The 22858-nt window shown below is 46.9% G+C and carries 19 protein-coding genes and 2 pseudogenes; 11 read left to right on the forward strand and 10 right to left on the reverse strand.

The window, feature by feature from the left end:
• The first annotated feature begins 46 nt into the window (after nt 1–46).
• Complete coding sequence (gene glgX, locus QEN31_RS11735; protein ID WP_000210601.1) at nt 47–2122, forward strand: glycogen debranching protein GlgX; 2076 nt, start codon at nt 47–49, stop codon at nt 2120–2122.
• A gap of 112 nt (nt 2123–2234) precedes the next feature.
• Here the strand turns inward: glgX and QEN31_RS11740 are convergent, their stop codons facing one another.
• The 3 genes from QEN31_RS11740 to QEN31_RS11750 form a co-directional block, all read right to left on the reverse strand.
• A complete protein-coding gene (locus QEN31_RS11740; protein ID WP_000347159.1) occupies nt 2235–3437 on the reverse strand; it encodes a MalY/PatB family protein in 1203 nt (400 codons plus the stop codon).
• Between the two features lie 12 nt (nt 3438–3449).
• Nucleotides 3450–4901 (reverse strand): Na+/H+ antiporter NhaC, encoded by a 1452-nt coding sequence (nhaC, locus tag QEN31_RS11745; protein ID WP_001276616.1) that lies wholly within the window; start codon nt 4899–4901, stop codon nt 3450–3452.
• Nucleotides 4902–5044: 143 nt separating this feature from the next.
• On the reverse strand, nt 5045–6052 hold the full coding sequence (locus QEN31_RS11750; RefSeq protein ID WP_000201080.1) for a LacI family DNA-binding transcriptional regulator: 1008 nt from the start codon (nt 6050–6052) through the stop codon (nt 5045–5047).
• 258 nt (nt 6053–6310) lie between these two features.
• Between QEN31_RS11750 and QEN31_RS11755 the strand changes: the two genes are divergently transcribed.
• The gene (locus QEN31_RS11755; protein ID WP_000987828.1) at nt 6311–7777 is read left to right on the forward strand and encodes a hypothetical protein; all 1467 of its coding nucleotides are present in this window, start codon (nt 6311–6313) and stop codon (nt 7775–7777) included.
• A gap of 807 nt (nt 7778–8584) precedes the next feature.
• A pseudogene (locus QEN31_RS11760) lies at nt 8585–9353 on the forward strand (helix-turn-helix domain-containing protein); the annotation flags it as partial.
• Nucleotide 9354: 1 nt separating this feature from the next.
• On the opposite strand, the gene QEN31_RS11765 reads toward QEN31_RS11760, so the two are convergent.
• The 3 genes and pseudogenes from QEN31_RS11765 to QEN31_RS25410 all read right to left on the reverse strand — a co-directional run.
• Nucleotides 9355–10263 (reverse strand): hypothetical protein, encoded by a 909-nt coding sequence (locus QEN31_RS11765; protein ID WP_010989018.1) that lies wholly within the window; start codon nt 10261–10263, stop codon nt 9355–9357.
• Nucleotides 10264–10405: 142 nt separating this feature from the next.
• Nucleotides 10406–10738 (reverse strand): DUF1493 family protein, encoded by a 333-nt coding sequence (locus tag QEN31_RS11770; RefSeq protein WP_000253154.1) that lies wholly within the window; start codon nt 10736–10738, stop codon nt 10406–10408.
• Nucleotides 10732–10830: pseudogene (locus QEN31_RS25410) on the reverse strand (STM2901 family protein); the annotation flags it as partial. The pseudogene QEN31_RS25410 and the gene QEN31_RS11770, both read right to left, overlap by 7 nt.
• 264 nt (nt 10831–11094) lie before the next feature.
• Between QEN31_RS25410 and QEN31_RS11780 the strand changes: the two are divergent.
• The 3 genes from QEN31_RS11780 (at nt 11095) to QEN31_RS11790 (ending at nt 12177) form a co-directional block, all read left to right on the forward strand.
• The gene (locus QEN31_RS11780; RefSeq protein WP_000885424.1) at nt 11095–11343 is read left to right on the forward strand and encodes a type II toxin-antitoxin system Phd/YefM family antitoxin; all 249 of its coding nucleotides are present in this window, start codon (nt 11095–11097) and stop codon (nt 11341–11343) included.
• Nucleotides 11333–11617 carry a type II toxin-antitoxin system RelE family toxin gene (locus QEN31_RS11785; protein ID WP_000221343.1) on the forward strand — a complete coding sequence of 95 codons (285 nt, stop codon included), beginning with the start codon at nt 11333–11335 and terminating at the stop codon, nt 11615–11617. The genes QEN31_RS11780 and QEN31_RS11785 overlap by 11 nt, the downstream gene beginning before the upstream one ends.
• Before the next feature lie 170 nt (nt 11618–11787).
• Nucleotides 11788–12177, forward strand: a complete 390-nt coding sequence (locus QEN31_RS11790) for a RidA family protein (RefSeq protein ID WP_000194089.1) — start codon at nt 11788–11790, stop codon at nt 12175–12177.
• A gap of 51 nt (nt 12178–12228) precedes the next feature.
• Here QEN31_RS11790 and QEN31_RS11795 read toward each other — a convergent pair whose 3' ends face one another.
• On the reverse strand, nt 12229–13308 hold the full coding sequence (locus QEN31_RS11795) for an S-adenosylmethionine:tRNA ribosyltransferase-isomerase (RefSeq protein WP_000954688.1): 1080 nt from the start codon (nt 13306–13308) through the stop codon (nt 12229–12231).
• A gap of 192 nt (nt 13309–13500) precedes the next feature.
• Nucleotides 13501–13989, reverse strand: coding sequence for a MarR family winged helix-turn-helix transcriptional regulator (locus QEN31_RS11800; RefSeq protein ID WP_001293638.1), 489 nt, complete (start codon nt 13987–13989; stop codon nt 13501–13503).
• A gap of 44 nt (nt 13990–14033) precedes the next feature.
• Here QEN31_RS11800 and QEN31_RS11805 point away from each other — a divergent pair, with 44 nt between their 5' ends.
• The 5 genes from QEN31_RS11805 to QEN31_RS11825 all read left to right on the forward strand — a co-directional run bounded on the left by QEN31_RS11805 (nt 14034) and on the right by QEN31_RS11825 (nt 20862).
• On the forward strand, nt 14034–15542 hold the full coding sequence (locus tag QEN31_RS11805; RefSeq protein ID WP_099949671.1) for an FAD-dependent oxidoreductase: 1509 nt from the start codon (nt 14034–14036) through the stop codon (nt 15540–15542).
• On the forward strand, nt 15532–16773 hold the full coding sequence (locus QEN31_RS11810; protein WP_001095738.1) for an MFS transporter: 1242 nt from the start codon (nt 15532–15534) through the stop codon (nt 16771–16773). Before QEN31_RS11805 ends, QEN31_RS11810 begins: the two co-directional genes overlap by 11 nt.
• A 69-nt stretch (nt 16774–16842) precedes the next feature.
• A complete protein-coding gene (locus tag QEN31_RS11815; protein WP_000476912.1) occupies nt 16843–18399 on the forward strand; it encodes a PhoPQ-activated pathogenicity-related family protein in 1557 nt (518 codons plus the stop codon).
• Nucleotides 18400–18575: 176 nt separating this feature from the next.
• On the forward strand, nt 18576–19862 hold the full coding sequence (locus QEN31_RS11820; RefSeq protein WP_000824240.1) for an MFS transporter: 1287 nt from the start codon (nt 18576–18578) through the stop codon (nt 19860–19862).
• Nucleotides 19837–20862 carry a zinc-binding alcohol dehydrogenase family protein gene (locus tag QEN31_RS11825; protein ID WP_000864924.1) on the forward strand — a complete coding sequence of 342 codons (1026 nt, stop codon included), beginning with the start codon at nt 19837–19839 and terminating at the stop codon, nt 20860–20862. Before QEN31_RS11820 ends, QEN31_RS11825 begins: the two co-directional genes overlap by 26 nt.
• 58 nt (nt 20863–20920) lie before the next feature.
• Here QEN31_RS11825 and QEN31_RS11830 read toward each other — a convergent pair whose 3' ends face one another.
• Nucleotides 20921–21712 (reverse strand): FadR/GntR family transcriptional regulator, encoded by a 792-nt coding sequence (locus tag QEN31_RS11830; protein WP_001518759.1) that lies wholly within the window; start codon nt 21710–21712, stop codon nt 20921–20923.
• Between the two features lie 45 nt (nt 21713–21757).
• Nucleotides 21758–22849 carry a choloylglycine hydrolase family protein gene (locus QEN31_RS11835; protein ID WP_000976498.1) on the reverse strand — a complete coding sequence of 364 codons (1092 nt, stop codon included), beginning with the start codon at nt 22847–22849 and terminating at the stop codon, nt 21758–21760.
• Nucleotides 22850–22858 lie beyond the last annotated feature (9 nt).

The following is a 22858-nucleotide window of genomic DNA, read 5'->3' on the forward strand; positions in this document are numbered from 1 at the left end:
TGATGTGCCGTGACAGGACAACGTTTACCGTGGGTGGAGAAAGAGAATGACAACAAACAGGGCTTTTGAAATCAGATCAGGATACAGCCATACGCTTGGCGCAAATTATGACGGCGAAGGCGTGAATTTCGCTATTTTTTCCGCCCATGCGGAACGCGTCGAGCTTTGCCTTTACGATCCGAGCGGGGAGCATGAAATCGCTCGTCTGGAGTTACCGGAATATACTGACGAAATATGGCACGGCTATGTCCCGAAGTTGCAGCCCGGCGCGCTGTATGGGTACCGCGTTTACGGTCCTTATGACCCGGAAAATGGTCATCGTTTTAACCCCAACAAGCTGCTTATTGACCCTTATGCCCGTGAGCTGGTGGGCGATATTCAGTGGAACGATGCGCATTTCGCGTATCAATTACTTCATGACGATAAAGATTTGACCTTTGATGACCAGGATAGCGCGCCATTTACGCCTAAATGCCGGGTGATTGATCCGGATGAGGCTAACTGGGAGGATAGACAACGGCCTTCCATACCGTGGTCGAACGCCATTATTTATGAAACGCATGTAAAAGGCTTTACCCAGCTTAATTCCGCGATCCCTGAGCCTCTACGCGGTACGTTTGAAGGCATGGGGCATAAAGCCAGCGTGGATTACATTAAAAGTCTGGGGATTACCTCCGTCGAGCTTTTACCCGTTCACTGGTTCCCGGACGATCAGCATCTGCTCGATAAAGGACTGAAAAATTTCTGGGGATACAACTCGCTGGGCTTTTTTGCGCCGGCGACGCGCTACTATGGTCCAAAAGGTATTCAGGGATTCCGCGATATGGTGCGCGCTTTCCATGATGCCGGCATCGAAGTGATACTGGATGTGGTCTATAACCATACGGCAGAAGGGAATGAACTTGGCCCCACGCTGTCATTTAAAGGTATCGATAACTTCTCTTACTATCGCACGATGCCCGATCAGCATCGCTATTACATTAACGATACAGGGACAGGTAATACCGTCAATACCTCTCATCCACGGGTACTGCAAATGGTGATGGATTCCCTTCGCTATTGGGCGGAGTCAATGCATGTCGACGGCTTTCGTTTTGATTTGGGCACCATTCTTGGTCGTGAGCCGGAAGGCTTTGATCAGAGAGGCGGTTTTTTTGATGCGGTAACGCAAGACCCGGTGCTGGCAAAACTGAAACTGATTGGCGAACCCTGGGATATCGGACCGGGCGGCTATCAGGTTGGCGGCTTTCCACCAGGGTGGGGCGAATGGAATGATAAATACCGCGATACGGTACGCGAATACTGGAAAGGTGACAACGTCACAAATGATTTCGCCGCACGCCTGCTGGGTTCCGGCGATCTCTATGATTTGCGCGGCCGTCGCCCCTGGTCAAGCGTTAACTTTATTACTGCCCATGACGGCTTCACGCTGAACGATCTGGTGTCTTATAACGACAAACATAATGAAGCCAATGGCGAAGATAATAATGACGGGCATAATGATAACCGCTCCTGTAACTATGGCGCAGAAGGGCCAACCGACGACGAGGGCATCAATGCGATACGCGAGCGACAGAAACGTAATTTCCTGACCACCTTGCTTTTCTCGCACGGCACGCCGATGTTATTAGCGGGCGATGAGTTTGGCCGCAGTCAGATGGGCAATAACAATGGCTACTGTCAGGACAGTGAAATATCGTGGGTCCACTGGGATAATTTGCCGGAAACCGCCAATGCGCTACGGGAGTTTACCCGTCATCTGATTCAACTGCGCGCCACGCAACCGTTGCTGCGCCGGGAGAGCTGGCGTGACGGTCTGGAGATCCGCTGGTTTAACGCCGGCGGAGGGGCGCAGCAATCCGAACAATGGGATGAGGGATCGACCATAGGCGTATGTATTAGTCGTCCCGATCTTCAGCCGGAAGCGGGGATCTGGCATGACGCCTTACTGCTTTTCAATCCGTTTGAAGGCAGCGTACCGTTCCGTATTCCGATGTGGGGAGAAGGCGGCTGGGTACTTGAACTGACGACTGCCGATAACGCGCAGCAGGGAATGCGGATTACCGAAGAAATGGATTTCGATCTGGCCGGGCGCAGTATCGTGTTATTCAGACGCCCCTGATAGTAAAACCGCGCTCCGGACCCAACCGGCCTTGATGGCCGGTTTTTTACTGGCGCTCAGGCGATATCATGCCGCAGAAATAACACCGTTGTCAGTTTACCGCCCGAAAAATTCATCCGCCTGTTGGTATTCCTTTGATTGTCTTCACCGATATTCGCTTCAGGCCGTCTATTGCCATTTCAAGGTAGGTACGTGGACATCCCAGATTTAAACGGATAAATCCGCTGCCCGCCGGGCCAAAGCCGCTGCCCATTGAAGGAGCAATACCCGCGACATCCGCCATTACCCATTTTAGCTGTTCGTCATCCAGTCCCAGTTTTTTACAATCCATCCATAATAAATAGGTTCCCTGCGCCGGGACAATTCTTGCCCAGGGAAGGTGCTCTGTCGCATGTTCAACAAACCAGCGGCGGTTTTCCGCCAGGTAATCCAGTAGCGAATCCAGCCACTGTCTGCTTTCATTCCATGCGGTAGTCGCCGCCTGAACGGAGAGGGCGTTAAAGACATCCAGCCCATGAGCGTCCAGACGAGACAGGAAACGCTGGCGAAGCGTAGGATCGGGAATGAGAAAATTAGAAATTCGCAACGACGATAAGCCAAACGTTTTGCTGGCCGCAGTGGCGGAGATGACCCGTTTATGCCAGCGCACCCCTAAATGCAGTACCGAGGTAAAGGTTTCGCCGGGCAGCAATAGATCGGCCCATATTTCATCCGAGATGAGAGTGACATCATAAGCTTCACATAATAAAAGCAGTTGCTCCAGCTCGTTGGCCGACCAGCAACGCCCGGTTGGATTATGTGGATTACACAAAATCATCAGCGGAGGGCGCTCATGGCGAAACAGCCTTTCCAGTTGGCAAAAATCCATCTGGTAGCCATCGTCCGGCGACTCGCTAAGGGGATTCTCCAGCAGTTTTCTACCATTAAGCGTGATTATTTTGGCGAAGGAGCCATAGTATGGCCCCTGTACCACTACGCCGTCGCCTGGATGCGTCAACATTTGCACTAAGAGCGCCAACCCTGGTACGACGCCTTCCACGCTGCATACCCATTCTTGTTTTAACGTGAGCTGGTGGCGTGATGAAAACCAGTGAAGCAGGGCGTTAAAATAGGCCTCATCGCGTTCGCTATAGCCAAATACGCCGTGCTCGATTCGCTGATGCAATGCCGCCTGAACCTCAGGCGGGCAGGCAAAATCGAAATCAGAAACCCACATCGGCAGCAGTTTCCCTGCGCCATCGCCAAAGTGACGCTCAATAAAATCCCACTTTACCGAACCAGTATTGTTGCGATTGATAATCTGGTTAAAATCCATCTTGTTTCCTTATTATTCCGTCACTGACGATTGCGGCGACTTTTCTGAGGCGGAGGCAGTTCTGGCAATACCAATTCCGCTAAAACCATAAATTAATGCGAAGAAGATTGCCGCATAGCATTGGATAGCCCAGGGCAGAAGATCAAGCGTGCTAACGCCCAGCGTGGTTGCCATGTAGACGCCAGCCGAGGTCCACGGCAGGAGAGGTTCGATAACGGTACCGGCATCTTCTATCGTCCGTGAAAGGTTTTTAGTATCCAGCCCCATACGACGATAGGCATCTTTAAACAGTTCGGCGGGAACTAACAATGCCAGTTTACCGTCGCTGGTCGCTCCTGTGACCAAAATTGTGGTGCCGATAGTGGCGGCAATGAGTTGACCAACGCTATGAATAATGGTCAGCAGTCGGTTAATGATGATTGTTAACGCGCCGGTTAACGTTAGCGCTCCGGCAAATGAAAAAGCGCAGAAAACTAACAGTATTGTTCCCATCATCGAGAACATTCCGCCCCGGTTTAGCAGGCGCGGAACATCGGCCACGACACCTTCTGCGCCTTGTGGGAACATGGCGATATCAAATCCATCAATGAAAGCGTCCAGTCCCTGTTTGATGCTCAGTCCCTGCATGATGACGCCGAGGAACAAGGCAAGTACGCAGGCGCTTAACATTAATGGGATGACAGGCTTTTTGCGAATTGCGCCCCACAGTACGATCACCGGCGGCAAAATAAGAACAATATTAAAATGGTATAGCGACTCCAGCGAGTGGATGATGTCCGTAACGCGCTGCGGCGTAGCCACCTCGCCCAGCATATTACTGTGTCCGGCGATAAGATAAACCACGGCGGCAAGCAGGAAACTTGGCAGGGTCGTCCAAAGTAAATGCTGAATATGCTCAAACAGAGTAGTGTCTGCGACAATCGCGGCAAAGTTAGTCGAGTCGGACAACGGTGAGATTTTGTCGCCGAAATAAGCGCCAGAAACAACGGCGCCAGCTGCTGCTGCAAGAGACACGTCCAGCCCGGCGGCAACCCCCATTAACGCAACGCCAACCGTCCCGGCGGATCCCCACGATGTACCGGTACAGACGGAGACCACGCTGGTTAAAAAGAAGGCTGCAATCAAAATATATTCCGGGCTTATGAGTTTTAGCCCCCAGTACACCATGTAGGGAATGGTGCCACTAAACATCCAGGAGCCAATCAAACCGCCCACGCAGATCAGGATCATGATAACCGGCATTGCTTTAGCCAGCTTATCCACCACTGAGTTGATGATGTCTTCCCAACAGTATCCTTGCCACCATGCAATGCCTGCCGCTACCGCCGCAGAGCACAGAAGGAGCGGTTCGATACGTAGCCCCATAATGCCGTAACCGATAATCAACAATAACAACATGGAGATGACTGGGATTAGCGCTAAACCCAATGACAGCGTTTTCTTCTTGTTTTGTGATGCACTCATAATGGAGCTCCGGTCAGTAAGGTAGCTCAAGGGTAGGGGGATACGCTTCCCACTACTGTGATCCATTACTTTCGTCCATGTAACCGATTACATGAGAAGGGTTAATTTGATAGCCATCACAGTTTTTACTGTTGACGACGCATTCACCGTGAAAAATAGGGCGCGACAGAATCGCGGATCACCAGTTCGGCATTGAAATGATTGCTGCTGGGCGGCGGCGTAATGCCCTGGTATAACTGTATCGCCAGTTGCGCGGCACAACGCGCCATTTGTTCGACCGGATAATGCATTGTTGTTAACGCCGGATAAAGATACCGGGCCAGCACCACATCATCAAAGCCGACAATAGAGAGCTGTTGCGGAAGCTGAACGCCGCGTTGATGAAGAATACGCATAATGCCAGCGGCCATCACATCGTTAAACGTGACCGCTGCCGTAAGGGGAAGCCCGCTATTAATAAGTTGATGCGCGGCCCGCTCGCCGCCTTCTTCGTTAAACGGAACGCTAATCACCCAGCGAGGGTCTGGAGAAATACCATATTCTTCCAGCGCCTCACGGTAACCATCAAGGCGTTCCTGACGATCAATAATTGGCAAGTCAGATGTCACACAGGCAATGCGCCGATGCCCGTTCGCCAGGAGATATCGGGTCGCTTCCCTGGCGGCGCTGCGATTTTCCAGCCAGATACACCGGTTGGCCATACCGGCTATATAACGATTCACAACAACCAGCGCTGGAAAGTGGGCTGCGTAGCGCAGCAGCTCTTTATCCGGTAATCGGCTGGCGTGTACAACAATAGCCTCACAACCTTGATTAACCAGAAAATCCAGTCCCGCTTTTTCCATTTCTTCGTCGTGGCCGCCGCTACATACCATCAAGCGATACTGCTGCTTACGAGAAACATCTTCTACGCCGCGAGCAAGGCGGGCAAAAAAAGGATCAGCCAGATTGCCGGTTAACAATCCGAGCATATCGCCGCTGCGTTTCGCCAGCGCGATAGCGGCGGCATTCCGGCGATAATTGAGATCGCGCATGGCTTTCTCTACACGTTCGCGCGTGACGGGTTCAACCCACGCGGTCTGGTTAATGACGCGTGATACAGTCGCGGTTGATACACCGGCCATGGATGCAACATCCTTTATTGTCGCCATGTTAAGCTCATATTTGTTCGTTTAAAGGGTATCAAAGCCATTGATTATCATGTTACGTGGAAATCAGTGCAATCACTGCGGCGCAGCCTGAATTTATAAACATTTTTAAAATCATCCTAAATCCTGGTAACTGCAAATTTTAGTAGCTACCTCAATGAGTTATTGACCACTGAATTTTCTACGATAACATGACTAACAATATACACATGATAAGAACCACTACACTGGGAAATCGTTGCGTGGTGGTTCCGGAGATAGATGATGAGTAGTATTACAAAAAGCATACAGAATGAATATGTTTTATTGATGGAAAACGCTTTTTCTGAAAAATATAAATATGCATTCAGAAATTTAGAACTAAAAGAATTACGTAGATTCATCCTGAAAGAGCTAATTAGCTCTCCCGAGTTAGATAATCAACTTACAAACCTAATCGTGTTGCTAAATAAATTTTGGGATACTCACGCCGCGGCGCTTATAACAGAAGTGCGGGCGTCTAAAAGTTATCGATTATTACTTCCGATTCAACGCTTTGGTTATAACATATCTAATCACCTTAGATCTCTGGGGATTTATTTTGATAGCATCATAATGGTTGATCCATTACATTTTCCTTCTCTTAGCTCTCTGCATTCATTTTTGTCATTGCCACCAGATAATAGTTATGTCCGCATGCGCAGGTTGGTATTACTTGAACATGTTTCTAATCTATTTCGCGCCATCCCGTTTATGACTATTGATGATGATTATCCAATTTTTCTAATCGTTCCTGAATTACTGGATTTTGATAAAGAACGCAATCATGAACAATCTGCCGCTTTTCTAAGCCAGCTCTTTTTTAAAGATAGAAAAATGGATTACGCTACTTATTTAGCGTTTCTTGAGCACTTTGGGAGAAACGAAGAAACATTCCAGAAGATCCTAACAAATAAAGAATTATTAAAAACATTGCTTAATAATTTCAATAACATCGAAAAAGAAGTCTGGGTTTACGATACAGATTTAAAGAGTTTTACAACAAGAGAGGTAGATCTTCTGGATTACGATCTGCCGTCAGCTATAGCAACCTTACTGGGTAAGGTTGAAGGTGCAATTTATGCACAACGATCAACTCAATTATCGGCAACACTATTAGGCATTGATCCGGTTATTTATAGTAACCATATGTTTTTACATGAATGGACTACGGAGCAGTTGGTCAAGGATTATGGTAAATTAAATCCTCTTTCTTCTGAAGAGCAAGCGATTACAATGGGCCTTTCAGCCGCGGAAGTAAAATTCCTTACTGCGCTTTCCGATCTGGAATTAAAAAAGATTAGAGAAAGAGGTCAACTGGAATCCTTAAGGCATGAACTAAGAATCTCAAGGCATGACTTGCAAGGAAAAACACCAGATCAAATGCAAGATGCGGCAAATAATTTTTCAAAACATTTAATCAATGTGGTCGAAGAGTATGGAAAGTCGCATGAATCAGCCATTAAGAATTCAAAGAAAAAAAAGATCTCATCTGGATTAATTTTTGCAGGAACAGCCACGTTAGGTATAGCTTCACTTGCCATGCCGCAATTGACATTACTTTCAGCAGCAGCAACGGGAATTGGCCTGGCCTTTGGAGGTAAAAGTCTGGCAGATATTTTTAGTGAACATAAAGCACATAAAAATGAAATCCAGATATTAGAAAAAACACCCGTATCGCTTTTGTATGGGGCATATAAAAAGAAATAGTAATACTGTGTATACCGTCTGGTAGCGGAAGTCTGGCATTTGATAGTTTTTGAAGCAATTGTCGTAAAGTTACTCAAACAATCACATTGTTCAGGAAAGCCTATGAGGAGATGGTTGAGAATAGGGGGTCTTCCGCTGATTCCCCGAACTATCCACCAGTTCATGCAAACGCTGTGCTAACTGGCCACTGTTTTTCCCCGGTTGCTGCTTTGACCGTCAGATTTTCCAGTGTATTGTCAGTATCATAACGACCTGGACGCCGGCGAATTATGGCGGGTGAAATGGAAGTGGCCAAAGGGATGCTGCGCACGCTGATTAAAGTCACGTTCGGTTATCCTGCGATTTTTGACGAGGTTCGGCAGGAATGCCAAATCAACAATGCGCATGTTGTCGCCGGATGTGGATCCGGGTATCAAAGCGTTTATAGCCGTTGTCAGAGCTGCAGAACATCAGTCAGAAAAAGCAGCGGACCAGGGTAAAACCCACTGAGCCAAAAACCTGCGCGACGAACCGGTCACAGTGGCCGGTTTTTTTATGCCTGCGTGGCGTGTGCTGCGTGAAATCGTGTGCAGGATAAGCGGGTGCAAATCAACAGAATTCGCGCAGCGTCACGGCAGGGAAGGGATCAAACTTATGGGCCAGAAGTTTTTTGACATACACGAATCCAGCCGCTTTAACATGTCTTTTAAATGTTCTGGTGAATTTAACATAATATACATTATGCGCACCAATCTTGTAGAGGCTCAATGCTAATGTCTATTTGTGGCTCATATTGTCCAGACTATAGTTCTCAGACATGACGCCGGGATGTTCACCGTGAAAGGAATCAACCGCCTCAAAATCCTTCAGGATGCCATCGACCGCAATTTACATCCCGGTCAGGCTGCTGAGATGCTCGGCATTACGCCACGCCATTGCAGACGGCTGCTGAAACGTTATCGCCAACTCGGACCACTTGGCATGAACAACCATAGTCGTGGCCGCGTTGGTAACCATCTGTTGCCAACTTCACTGATAGATCAGGCACTCTGTATAATCCGGGAGCACTACCGTGATTTTGGCCCCACGCTGGCGCTGGAAAATCTGGAGGAAGTTCACGGTCTGGTTCTTGGCAAGGAAACTATCCGACGCCTCATGATAAAAGCCGGAATCTGGATCCCTCGCAGATAACGCGCGCCGAAAATTCATCAGCCTCGTTACAGGCGGCCTTGTACTGGCGAGCTGATACAAATTGATGGCTGCGACCACCACTGGTTTGAAAGCTGGGGTCGACCCTGTACTGCTTTGGTCTATGTTGACTATGCCACCAGTCGCCTGATGCACCTACTGTTTGTGAAATCTGAATCCACAGATTGAGGACAGCGAGCACAGTCGCCGGGCCATCGGTAAATATATCGAAGTCTGGCATTATCCTGACGGGCATAAGGAACTGCGGCTGAATGGCGTTCTGCTCCCCTATTCCACCTTCGACCGGTTGTCGGAGGTGGACCCCGTCGCAATTGTTGATAATAAAAGACTGGGTCATGTGCTTGGAGTTGCGCGCCAGGCCCAGAGAAAACTGGACAATAATCGCTCACTTAAATAAAGAGATGTCGTAAAAATGCCAGCTCAGGCCTGCGCTGCGCCAAAAAATCAACTAACGGATTGAACCACTCTGGACGCTGCCACTGCGAAAAGTCAGGACAATTCGCTGTCGTCATCGGGCTATTCATCAATGGATGTTCAATCATTGGTGTACTTAACCCTTGACGTGCTCGCCAGTTTTTTACCGCCTGATATTCAAATGGCCAGAGTAATAGATCCTGACGCTGAATTTCATAGCCAGTCAAGCAACAATGCTTATCGCTATTATGAAAATCGGTCCACTCAAGATGCTTATCACATAGCGTAATTAATCCGGTGCGGACTAGTTCATCATCTGATGACAATAAAATGTTTTGGCAAAAGTCCAGATAGACAGGATCAACACGCACTTGCATTGCTTCCCAGTTGATTGTATCCCCCCGTTCACGCGCCATTATCTCCATCGCCAGGATACCCAATTTCTGTTCACGATAAAACGGAACAATTTCTTTCAATACGCCGCTTTGAAACCCGCGCTGAATGGCCGGATAGCAATAAGGAACTAAAGAGAATTGATTGCAGGCGAATAGTGTTAACCAACTCTCTCCCTGCTCGCTAAACTTCGTGGTATGTCCCCGCTCTTCCCGAATATCAAAATGATCACAAGCTAGCTCGATACTCCATAGAGCAAGATTAGTACAAAGCAATGAGTTATCTGCTTTCCCTGTTTTATAGCAACCATCAAAATAGAGCGTGCCATTAGCCTGCAAGAAACAAAATAATTGAGTACTGATAAGCACCATTAGATCATCTTCAGCTTGATAAATTTTATCCAAACGCTTCTGAACCAGTTCAGGATTGAGCCGATAATAGCGTTCAAAATACTCATCTTTCCACAATACATGTTTCTTAACATGGTTCACAACTTGTTTATAAGTGGGCATGGTGTCACCTAATAGTCCATTATTTTAGCGTTCAATATATATCTTTATAGAGCCTATAACTTGTTAGGGCATATAGCCTTGACAATAATGACGGAGGGCGGAAAGCAGCCCCCAGCGTGAATCAGTCATACAACCAGCAACCAGCCCTGGCAGACGCAATGAGCATACCTATCGTGAAATCCGGCACCTGAGGAATATCGTTTTTGCGAAACGGATTAAGCAAATGTTTTAGCGGTGGTTCTGGCGGATAGTATGTTGTGATCGAGAAATTCCCTTTATCTACATTGAATGTCGTAAAAAAATCATCCATCAATGCCAGTACTTCATCATCTTCCAGCTGTAGATCTGAATCCAAATCTGTTGACGGTGTCAGTTCTTTTTTCTTAAAAAGGTAAATTCCATCATGGCTTCTTACCAGTTCATAAATCCGCTGTTCAAGAGTATCACTTACCATATTTTATCGCTTCCTCTGGCAATACGGTTGTAATCCCTGACTGTACGATCTGCAATCTGCGACACGTCAGAGGCCAGAATAATCCATCCGACTGTTCAGCAAGGCCACCAAGTAAAATAATATCACCATCTGCAAGGCTGACTTCGGTTGTTACATCACGCTTGATAAGGGTTGGCGAGTTATTGACGCCGGTTTCAGTGGTCATAAGTTAGGTTCTGGACATCTGAAATTAGCCTTGAAAAAACCGTCAGCTGCCCGCATCACTGACCGGGCTGGAGCTGAATCCCCTTCGTGAAGGATGCTTTTATTAGTACTATTAAAGGTGCTATATTTAGTCATCAACCAGGAGGTAAATTATGGCATTTCAAATTTTAACGACTACTGCAGCAAGCATTACAGAACTGAAACGTGATCCAATGGGAACTTTCAATGCCGGAGATGGCGCTCCAGTTGCCATTCTTAACCGCAATGAACCGGCTTTCTACTGTGTGCCTCCGGCACTTTATGCTCATCTTATGGATATTCTTGAGGATGAAGAACTCGGTCGTATTATCGATGAGCGTGCGAATGAACGCGTCATTGAGGTCAACATTGATGACTTATAAGCTGGCATTTAACGAATCAGCACTAAAAGAGTGGAAAAAACTGGGTCATACCATACAGGAACAGTTTAAAAAAAAGCTAAGGGAACGGCTTGAAAACCCTCGGGTTCCGGCTTCTCAATTACATGGAAGAAAGGATCAGTACAAAATTAAGCTGCGTGGTGCAGGATACAGGCTGGTGTACAGCGTCGAAGATGAAATTATCACGGTAACTGTCATTGGTGTTGGAAAGCGTGAAAATGATGCCGTCTACAAAATGACACGACACAGAAGCTAATCACTCAGAAAATGCTCTCTTTCCCGTCAAACGATACGACAAACAGGCTCAGTTCTTTTATGTGACGGCACCTTGACATATGCCACGTATATGAAACTATGGCCTACGTTGTGTATGTGACATTCATTTTATTCCCGCCCGAAGTGTTTACGCTATCTGAGGATAACATTATGACGCAACGTATCGCGGTTTTTCCTGCTGACCGCCATTCTCTGTATGAGGAACATGGGTATTCCGCAGCCATCCGTTCTGGTGATTTACTGTTTGTTTCAGGCCAGGTAGGCAGTCACACAGACGGAACGCCGGAGCCTGATTTTCAAAAACAAGTGAGGCTTGCTTTTGAAAACCTGAAAGCAACACTGACTGCAGCAGGATGCACATTCGATGACATAGTGGATGTCACCACCTTCCATACCGATCCAGAGCAACAACTTAACGACGTGATGGCGGTGAAACAGGAGATATTTGCCCATCCCCCTTATCCTAACTGGACCGCTGTTGGCGTTACCTGGCTGGCCGGCTTTGATTTCGAAATAAAGGTTATTGCCCGAATCCCCTGATGCTTATTCTCGGTAAAACCGGTAGCATTATATGTACCGGTTTTATTTTATTCATCCCTGCCCTTCATCTTGTATGATTAACATGCAATCACCAAACATATCGAACTGACATGACTGGATATGTTCTGAGGTATAGGCCTTAATGAGTAGATCAACCCCAGCAAACTGACCAGTTAACACCATATGCGTCGTTTTTGGCTGATGTAAGTTCGTTAGCAGGCAGTCAACCACTTTCAGTTGATAGCCTGGATGTATATAAAGCGCAGTCCAGCCAGAACTTGCTTTGAGGCAATTGTGTTCCCTCGAATACGCAGATTCCAGACATCGTGTAACGGTAGTTCCTACGGCAAAAATACGTCCGCCATTTTGCTTCGCAGTATTAATGATATCCGCTGTAGCTTGTGGAACCTCGTAGTATTCTTCGTTGATAGTCACTTCCTCTACACATTTTGTTTGTATTTTTCTGTTGGACAACATTTCTGTTGATGCAACATGTAAAGTGATGAAGGATATTAACCCACCTTTATCTTTGATTCTTTGGATAAGATCCCAGGTAAAATGAATGCCGGCAGAAGGTATTTCCAAAGAACCATATTTTTTAGAAAAAACGGAACGGTAAGCATCTGGATATTTATAAAACAAGCTGGAGTCCACATACTCATCAAGACGCTCACCATGACTGGCTAAATAGCAAATTAAGGCCTCATGATTTTCCACGACGGCCCGGTACTGGCTCTCCTCGCTAAACCTTTGCTCTATCTTAATGGAAATTTCAGGGTTATCAACCAAATAGAAAACATCATTCGCGTTAAGCCTTTCTTTTAAAAGTCCGGAAATAATTACTCTATTATTTGGTAAAAATCCCTCTAAAACAATTTTAATTAACCTATTCTGTCTTGTTTTACAGATAAACATATGGTTTATTATAGTACTGTCGTTAAAACAGATTACATCACCTTCTTTGATATAATCTGTTAATTTACTAAAGTCTACCTTATGAATTTCCCCTTTACTCCGGTTGAGGACAAGCATTTTACACTTTTCCCTGTATGAATCATTGGCTATCCAATGAGGTCTGAGTGGGATAGTCATCTGATCGGTAATGCGAAAATCATATTTTTCGGTAAGCATATATTTACCCTTTGAAAAACCATTGATACGGCGATTGTTATATAGCCGTATTCTGCAGTATACGTTGGCCTTTCAAAGGGTGAAAATTAACTCGATAAATGTTGTTGTTATATTTACTTTGCTGGCTATTTAATCAATGTCAGATACCGATATTAGCCTGGACGATCGGATTTGACCGCCCTTTTCTTTTGCTTATTCCGGCATTGAAGCATCGCTATCCATTGCATCGGCAAACTTTTGCATTAGCCGAACAAAGACATCAAGTTCATCCTGAGGCCAGTCTTTAAAAACAACGTTGCCCATTTGCTCTCGCGCAGCGTCTATACGCTCCGTCATCGCCTTTCCTGTACGGGAGATAACGGCCTCGCGTATACGACGATCGATGGCATTATGCTGCCGTATTATCAACCCCAGCTTCTCCAGTTTGGCGACCTGTCGGCTTACCGTCGTATAATCACGACCGGCACGTTCGGCTAACTCAACAACGCCAATCGGCCCTAAACGTTCGATACTAATAAGGATCGAAAATAGCGCACGATCGAGTTGTATCCCCGCCTCTGCAATTAATTTCTCATCATTACGAGGCCGGTTAAGCGCGCTCACCACGCGAATCAACGCACCGTGAAGCGCCTTCATTTGCTCGGAAATATGTGTATCTTGCACATTTTTATTTTCTGACATAGCATGTCTCCTCTTATGTGCATAATACACATATCGGAGAGACGATGACAAGATACACCACTACAGATGTACTGATCTGCGGCGCTGGCGTTACCGGGCTTACTTTAGCCATCGAACTGGCGCGTCACGGGGTCTCATTTCGCCTGATTGAGAAAAGAACGACGCCTTTTATCGGCTCCCGCGGTAAAGGTATTCAGCCGCGAACGCAAGAAATCTTCGAGGATCTTGGAATACTCAATAAAGTGGTCGCCGCCGGCGGGCTCTATCCCCGACTACGAACCTACCGTCACGACGGAAGCTATGTAGATTCAGATATTGCGCATCATACAAAACCGACCCACGCCGAACCCTACCATCTGCCATTGATGGTTCCACAGAACGTGACAGAAACGATTATGCGAGAGCAATTAAAAGCATGGGGACATCGGGTGGAGTTCGGCTGCGAGTTACGACATTTTGCGCAAACCCCACGCACAGTCACCGCGTATGTTGCCGGGCCGGCTGGAGAAGAGGTCATCATCGCGCATTATTTGATAGGTGCGGATGGCGGCGGAAGCTTTGTCAGAAAAAAATTAGGCGTCAGCTTCCCCGGTCGTACGTTGGGAATCCATGCGCTTGTGGCTGACGCTTCACTTTCCGGTCTGAACCGGGATGTATGGCACCATTTTAACGATGGCGATATGGCGCGGATGATAACGATTTGCCCTCTCGCCGGCACGCAGCTCTTTCAAATCCAGGCGTTGTTGGCCCCGGACGACTCGCAGAATTTCTCAGCCGACGTGCTCACGGCTTTTCTTACTGAACGAATCGGGCGGACGGATGTTCGCATCCATTCGATTCCCTGGGTATCGAAGTACCAGATGAATGCGCGCATAGCGGAACATTACCGTGTGGGTAAGGTATTTTTAACCGGTGATGCCGCTCATGTGCATCCGCCGACGGGTGGGCAAGGGTTAAATACCAGCATCCAGGATGCCTATAACCTGGGATGGAAAATGGCAGCCTCGCTGCGGGGCGCAGGAGAAGAACTTCTCGATAGCTATGAACAGGAACGCCGCCCGATAGCCGAATCACTGCTCCACCTTTCTACCCGATTACTTGACTCTCAAAAACAGAGAGGCATCAAACGAGAACGCGATGTTCAACAACTTGACATCCAGTATACCAACTCCCCCTTAGCCCACACGTTACCCGAACGTCAGCATGGGTTACAAGCGGGAGAAAGAGCTCCGGATGCTCCTCTTTTGGGCGCCGGCGGCCAATCATTACGATTATTTCAGTTACTACAAGGTCCGGACTGGAATCTGTTGGCCTACGAAACCCATGGTAAGGTCATCGATGCGCGGCGAGGACTGCGTATTCATCACATTGGCGAGCAGGACGAGCTCATCGATACCCTGGGGCACTTCCGGGAATCCTATCATCTGGCGCCGGGTCAATGCGTGCTGATCCGACCCGATGGCTATGTCGGCGCATTCTTTCACGGCAAACAGAGCAACGATATTGAAAATTATCTCTCTCGTTTTGCCATAGGGATTAAAGATGAATACTAATGTCTATGAGAACACCGACAGCGAAACTATCACCCCGCTCAACAAGCGGCGTATTTTGCCTGTTTTCCTGCTTGTCGGCCTTTACGCCGCCAGTACCGCGGCTGTAATGTCGGTACTGCCTTTTTATATCCGCGAGATGGGCGGTTCGCCGCTTATCATTGGAATCATCATCGCCACTGAAGCTTTTAGCCAATTTTGTGCGGCGCCCCTGATTGGCCACCTTTCCGATCGCGTTGGCCGCAAGCGAATACTGATTGTCACGCTGGCTATTGCGGCGATAAGTTTACTATTACTCGCCAACGCGCAATGTATCCTGTTTATCCTGCTCGCCCGCACGCTTTTTGGCATTAGCGCCGGGAATTTGTCAGCCGCCGCAGCCTATATTGCCGATTGTACGCACGTCAGAAATCGGCGTCAGGCAATCGGTATCCTCACAGGCTGCATTGGTTTAGGCGGTATTGTCGGGGCAGGCGTTTCCGGGTGGTTATCGCGTATCAGTCTGAGCGCGCCGATCTACGCCGCCTTTATACTTGTCCTTGGGTCTGCCCTGGTCGCGATTTGGGGGTTAAAAGACCCTTCCACAACATCACGTACCACAGATAAAATAGCGGCGTTCTCTGCCCGCGCTATTTTAAAGATGCCTGTCCTTCGCGTCTTAATCATCGTAATGCTTTGTCATTTCTTCGCCTATGGCATGTACTCTTCACAATTACCTGTTTTTCTTTCTGACACCTTCATCTGGAATGGGCTTCCCTTTGGGCCAAAAGCGTTAAGCTATCTGTTAATGGCGGATGGGGTTATTAATATTTTCGTTCAGCTATTTCTGTTAGGTTGGGTGAGCCAATATTTTTCGGAGCGAAAGCTAATTATCCTCATCTTCGCCCTTCTTTGTACTGGATTTCTCACTGCGGGTATCGCCACGACCATACCTGTGCTTGTTTTTGCTATCGTTTGTATTAGCATCGCTGATGCGCTAGCCAAACCCACTTATCTTGCCGCCTTGTCCGTCCATGTATCGCCTGCCCGACAAGGTATCGTCATCGGAACGGCGCAGGCATTAATCGCAATCGCTGATTTTATATCCCCCGTATTGGGCGGATTTGTCCTGGGTTATGCTCTGTATGGCGTCTGGATCGGTATAGCTATCTCTGTCGCCATTATTGGTCTGGTGACGGCAATGATTTACCTTTCAAAAAGTTCAGTGCTAATAGTGAAACCAGAAACAGAATAATGTGACAACGTCACAAACATTATTGTTCCCTTCTTCCGTTATTTATCAAAAGTATTGTACTTATATTGAATGTTTAAGAGGTATTTATGGAAATTATGCTGGCTGGCATTTGCCCTTGTAAAGCGCGGGGAAAGCATGAAAAAAATATATCTCGTTGTTATCGTACTGTTTTTCATTTCTACAAAAGTTTATACACTACTTCATAACAACATCTTCTTTTGTCGAAACAGCCCGGAGTGTGATTTGTCTCATGTTCTCCCCGACTACCGGGAGCAGATTTCAGGCACACCGCTAAAATATACCTTGATTAATACAGCTCCATTAGCACAGGTGGTAGTCAGACACTATGAATTATTATCGCAACACTGGTCGCCAGATGACATGGTAACCCCTGCGCAATGGCGACATAACGTTGATATTTATATCCCTGAAACGGCAAAAGAGCACCATGCTTTGGTGGTTGTAAACAACGGAATTAATTATGATAAAGGCGTACAAATCACTGGTAAACCCGGTGATTTCCCCCAGGAAACACTGGCAAGCATCTCCCGTGATACGAATACCATCGTAATATCAGTGAGTGATATACCTAACCAATATTTAACCTTTCAGGATGATAAAAAACCACTGAAAGAGGACGAAAGCGTTTCCCGAAGCTGGGCATTATTTATGGAAGCGCCGGAGCAACGTAAGTTAATGCCTTTAAATATTCCTATGGTCACTGCCATATCGCAAGCGATGAGATTAGCAAAAAAGGAGTTAACGCAATGGAATATAAATTCCTTTATCATTACAGGTATTTCAAAGCGTGGGTGGACCACCTGGTTGTCAGCTATTGCCGATCCTGATGTTGAAGCAATTGTTCCCTTCGCCATTGATCTACTTGATATTGATGCTTCACTTGAGCATATTTATCAATCATACGGTGGAAATTGGCCCATTACATTCTACCCCTACTACCAGCAAGGCATAGATGAGAAAATAAAATCCCCCGCATTTACCCAGCTAAGGCAAATAATAGATCCGTTAAGATATCTCAACACTATTTACCAACCCCGCCTTGCAATACCTAAATATATTATTAATGCAAGTGGCGATGATTTTTTCGTACCAGACAACACTCGCTTTTATTATAGCAAACTTCCTGGCGTAAAATCATTACGTATAGTGCCTAATATGAACCACTACTCAATTAACCAGTTCGCTGAAGGAAGCCTCGTTCCATTTATTAACCGGTTTCAAAGTAAAAAAACATTACCACAGTTGATCGACCTTATTCACCACCACCTTCTTACGGTCTATTTCTCAGAAGCGCCGGTAAAAGTCGTTCGCTGGACAGCCAACAATCCAAATGCGCGTGATTTTCGTTATGCCTGTGGTATCCGCTATCAGCCGCTTACAATAGATAGTCCCGTCAACAATAAGATCAGTATTACGCTAAATGAACCGAAGACAGGTTGGGAAGCTACCTATATCGAAGCAACTTTTAATGATGGCTATGTCGCCACGAGTCAGGTTTATATTACGCCCGATGAAAAATACCCACAGACAGCGCCACCTTCCGTTAACGCCGCATGTCAAACTTTACCGGGGCGTGGATTAGGGGAAAACGATAGCTCCGATTGAATTTTCAATTAATCAACTGATTTTAAAGAATTTAATCCATCACACTTGCGATGGATAAAAATCCCCTGTGATAAATTTTTGTTATATTGATCACGTTCTAACCACAAGAGAGGTGATTTGAAAATAACCTTAAAATATTGTGGTCAGGCCGCTAGACCACAATAAGAGGATTAATCATGAAAAGAAAAACAATGGGATGGCTTATCGTTTTTCTTCTATTTATAGTTTACATGCTCAACTATATGGATCGTTCAGCATTGTCGATAACTGCCCCCTTGATCGAAAAGGAGTTAGGATTTAACGCCGCGGAGATGGGGATGATCTTCAGCGCGTTTTTTATCGGATACGCCCTGTTTAATTTTATTGGTGGCTGGGCCAGCGATAAAGTTGGGCCAAAAACGGTTTTTCTCATCGCAGCGTTACTATGGTCTGTATTTTGTGGCTTAACTGGTTTAGTCACCGGATTGTGGACAATGCTTATCGTGCGCGTTCTTTTCGGTATGGCTGAAGGGCCGGTCAGCGCTGCCGGAAATAAAATCATCAATAACTGGATTTCCCGAAAGGAGTCTGCCACGGCGATCGGAATTTTTAGCGCCGGTTCCCCGCTCGGCGGCGCGGTGTCCGGGCCGATTGTGGGCCTGTTGGCGTTATCCTTAGGCTGGCGCCCCGCATTTGGCATTATTTTCTTATTTGGCCTGGTCTGGGTACTACTGTGGTACTTTATCGTTAGCGATAAGCCAACAATGAGTAAACGCCTGGCGCCGGAAGAACGCATTGATTTTGAAAATCATGAGGACGTTATTTTATCTGATGATGGCCGGGCTACGCCTTCACTCGGCTATTACATGAAACAACCAATGGTATGGGCGACAACTCTGGCTTTTTTCAGCTACAACTATATTCTTTTTTTCTTCCTGACCTGGTTCCCAAGTTACCTGAACCATTCGTTACATCTCGATATTAAAGAAATTAGTATCGCCACGGTAATTCCCTGGGTCATCGGCGCCATTGGTATGGTACTCGGCGGCGTCTGTTCCGATGTAATTTATCGGATTACCGGTAATGCTCTGCTCTCACGTCGACTTATTCTGGGCGTATGTCTGGCAGGCGCAGCGGTATGTGTTGCCGTTTCCGGTACTGTTAGCACTATTGGTAGCGCAATTACGCTCATGTCAGTTTCACTCTTCCTGCTCTATTTAACGGGCCCAATTTATTGGGCGGTTATTCAGGATGTTGTTCATAAAGATAAGGTAGGGAGCGTCGGCGGAGCCATGCATGGCCTGGCTAATATATCCGGCATTATCGGTCCGCTTGTCACCGGTTTTATCGTTCAATTTAGCGGTAAATATGACTATGCGTTCTATCTGGCTGGTGCTATCGCTATCGTTTCAAGCCTGTTGGTCTTCGTGTTTGTAAAAAGTAAAGGATTCAAAGCCAATGAAAGTCAAAGCTGTGTTCATTAATAAGCCTGGTGAAGTTGAAACCCGCTGGGTGGATTATCCCCATAAGAAAGAAAATGAAGTATTAATTAAGGTTGATGCTGCAGGCATTTGCGGATCGGATATCGGGGCTTTTCGTGGAACGAACCCACTGGTTACTTACCCAAGAATTATTGGGCATGAAGTGACCGGAATTGTTCTTCAGGAAGGCGCCGGAATGCCGGACAATATTAAAGAAGGTGACCGCGTAATTGTTGACCCCTATATTTATTGTGGTCACTGCTACCCTTGCTCTGTCGGCAGAACTAATTGTTGTGAAAATTTAAACGTCATTGGCGTGCATGTCGATGGCGCAATGCAGGAGGTGGTTACTCATCCCGCACATTTAATTCATAAAATACCAGATAATGTGCCTTCTGAAATGGCGCCGCTGGCAGAACCGCTGACCATCGCTCTGCACGCGTTGCATCGGGCAAACGTTAAGGCCGGGGAATATGTTGCCATCATCGGCGCGGGGGCCATTGGTCTTATGGCGGCATTAAGCGCGCGTCATTACAAGGCAACGCCTATTCTGATCGATATTGTGGAAGAAAGGCTACGCTATGCGCAAAAGCTTGGCGTTCCTTATGTGCTGAACGCCGCTGACGATCAGGTTATCGACGCTATTAAAAATATCACCCACGGCACCATGGCGCAGGTCGTGATAGAAGCTTCCGGCGCAAATAGCGCTATTCGAAATACGCTTGATTTAGCATCGTTTGCTGGTCGTATTTCGTTTACCGGATGGCCAAAACAGGAAACGTCGCTGCCGACGAACCTGATCACCTATAAAGAACTGGATTTACGCGGTTCCCGCACCAGTGCCGGTGAATTTGATGAGGCATTACGTATGCTGTCTACGCTGGAGATTAATCCGCAAGATGTCGTCAGTAAGGTCGTCAATCTTGATGAGATCCCTGATGCAGTTAAAGAACTTGATCGCTATCCGGAGCGCTACTTAAAGATTAATGCTGTTTTCCATTGATTTACGGCAAGCTCCACCGCATGGCATGACCGCCATGCGGTGTTATTCATCGACAAAATTAGCCGCCGACAATCTTTCTCACATAGCGTAAATGTTCCAGCGATCCCTCATAGGCGCTGTCAGCATCAGACTGTCGCATCGCATCCACTATCGCTTTATGTTGTTTGTTGAGATTAAGTAAAACATTTCTGTCTCCAGACTGCTCGTCGAGCCCAGCATAAGGGATATTAATCCGTTGTTCCCATAACATACGGGACATATCGAACAACACCCGGTTACGGCTGGCCTCAGAGATCGCAAGGTGAAACTCTTTATCCAGCGAGTAAAAGCCGTGGACGTTATTATCGTTAATGGCTTGATCCATACGATGATAAATCGCCTCTATTTGGTTGATGACGTCAACGTTATCGTTTTGTGCGGCTAAGCGCGCACAATGGCTATCGACCAGCTCGCGAGTAGAGAGAATTTCTTCGATGGTATAGTCGCTGGCAAGGTGTTTTTTATCTGAAACGATAACCCCATTACCGGACTGAATCACGATCCATCCCGAGATCTCCAGTACAATAAGGGCTTCTCGCAAGGAGGCGCGGCTCACGCCAAGCTGTTTTGCCAGTTCGCGTTCTGGCGGTAAAAAAGTTCCCGGTGGAAAAATATTATCATTGATCAGCTTAATGATGAGGTTGGCTATCTTCTGATAGAGCCTCTCCTGCCTGACCTCAGGTATAACCATGCGCCCTCCAATCCATATCCAGGGGATTTTGAATGGATTTAGCATACCATCCTGGCGCTGGTGATCGTGATAATTAATTACCGTGCATGATAAAGAGAAGCAACCGCCGGTAGTCTCCATTACCTTCGCCGAGACTACCGGGGAAACTAAACCGAGATGAGCTATTTATCCTTTGACGTTGATTTTCTCGAACACGGGCGCTGTCGCGTTCTTAAACTGAGAAAGAGACCAGGTTTTATAGTTGATATCATTGTAGCCGCGCACCATCATCTCACCGTGCATTAAGTCAGACAGCGTTGTCCAGACCGTATATTCTGAGACCGGTTTGCGGGTGGCGTTGCCTTCCCCTTCACTCCCCATATAATCAACCGTAATATTTTTCGGACGATCGAAACGGCTCATAATATGCGCAAGCGTATTCATTGCATCGTGGGCGGATGTCGCTTGCGGCGCATATGTGGTGTAATAAACGCCGCGTATAAAACGGGAAACCGACGTATCGGACGATGGCAAGTCTGCAATAGCAATCCCGCTATCAGGCTGCATCACTTTTATCCCGCCCAGTGTGCCTGAAGAGCGGTCCACATTGGTTAATTGCGTATAATTATTCAGATTTGTCAGATGCCAGGGGAATGCGGGACCATTTGTCATCACGCGAGTGGGATTGTCATAGACATGGAATTTACCATTTTCCACTTCAACGACAATGCTTCCTCCTTTCTTGTCGTAAAACGCGTAATGAAATGGCGATTTCAGATCGCCAAACCGATGCAGTTCTGGTGACCAGAATTTGCCCTCTTTTATTGCCTGTTTTACCTCGCCGACAGTAGCAAAACGGGCCAGCGCCCATTCTCCCAACGAGGTGACAGGAATTGCCTGTTTATATTCACTCGCGGGCAATGGCGGCAACTGCGCATTCATGATCATGTTTTCACTAAATGACAATCCCGCGCTATTCATGCCTTCAAGTATGTCTCTGCTATCGCCATCAGTAATGGTGGAAGTAATGGCCAGTATCGGATACTTCGCCTGATAGCTTATCCCCTGGCTGCCATCCGGCGTTTTTTTATCAAACTGTGTTCCCGCCGGGTAATACGTTAACCATGAGGGTAAATCCTGCATATATTCCAGCGTACGCCCATGAAAAATATCGCCTTGTTTATCCTGAATAGCAAGGGTCGTGCAGGCCTGTGCCGCCAGGGCGTATGAAAACAGCGCCGGAGCGATAAATAACATTGCTTTACTTTTTTTCATCATGCTCTCCTT

Origin of the sequence: Salmonella sp. SA15303, assembly GCF_029962125.1 — a bacterium.
Lineage (GTDB): Bacteria > Pseudomonadota > Gammaproteobacteria > Enterobacterales > Enterobacteriaceae > Salmonella > Salmonella enterica.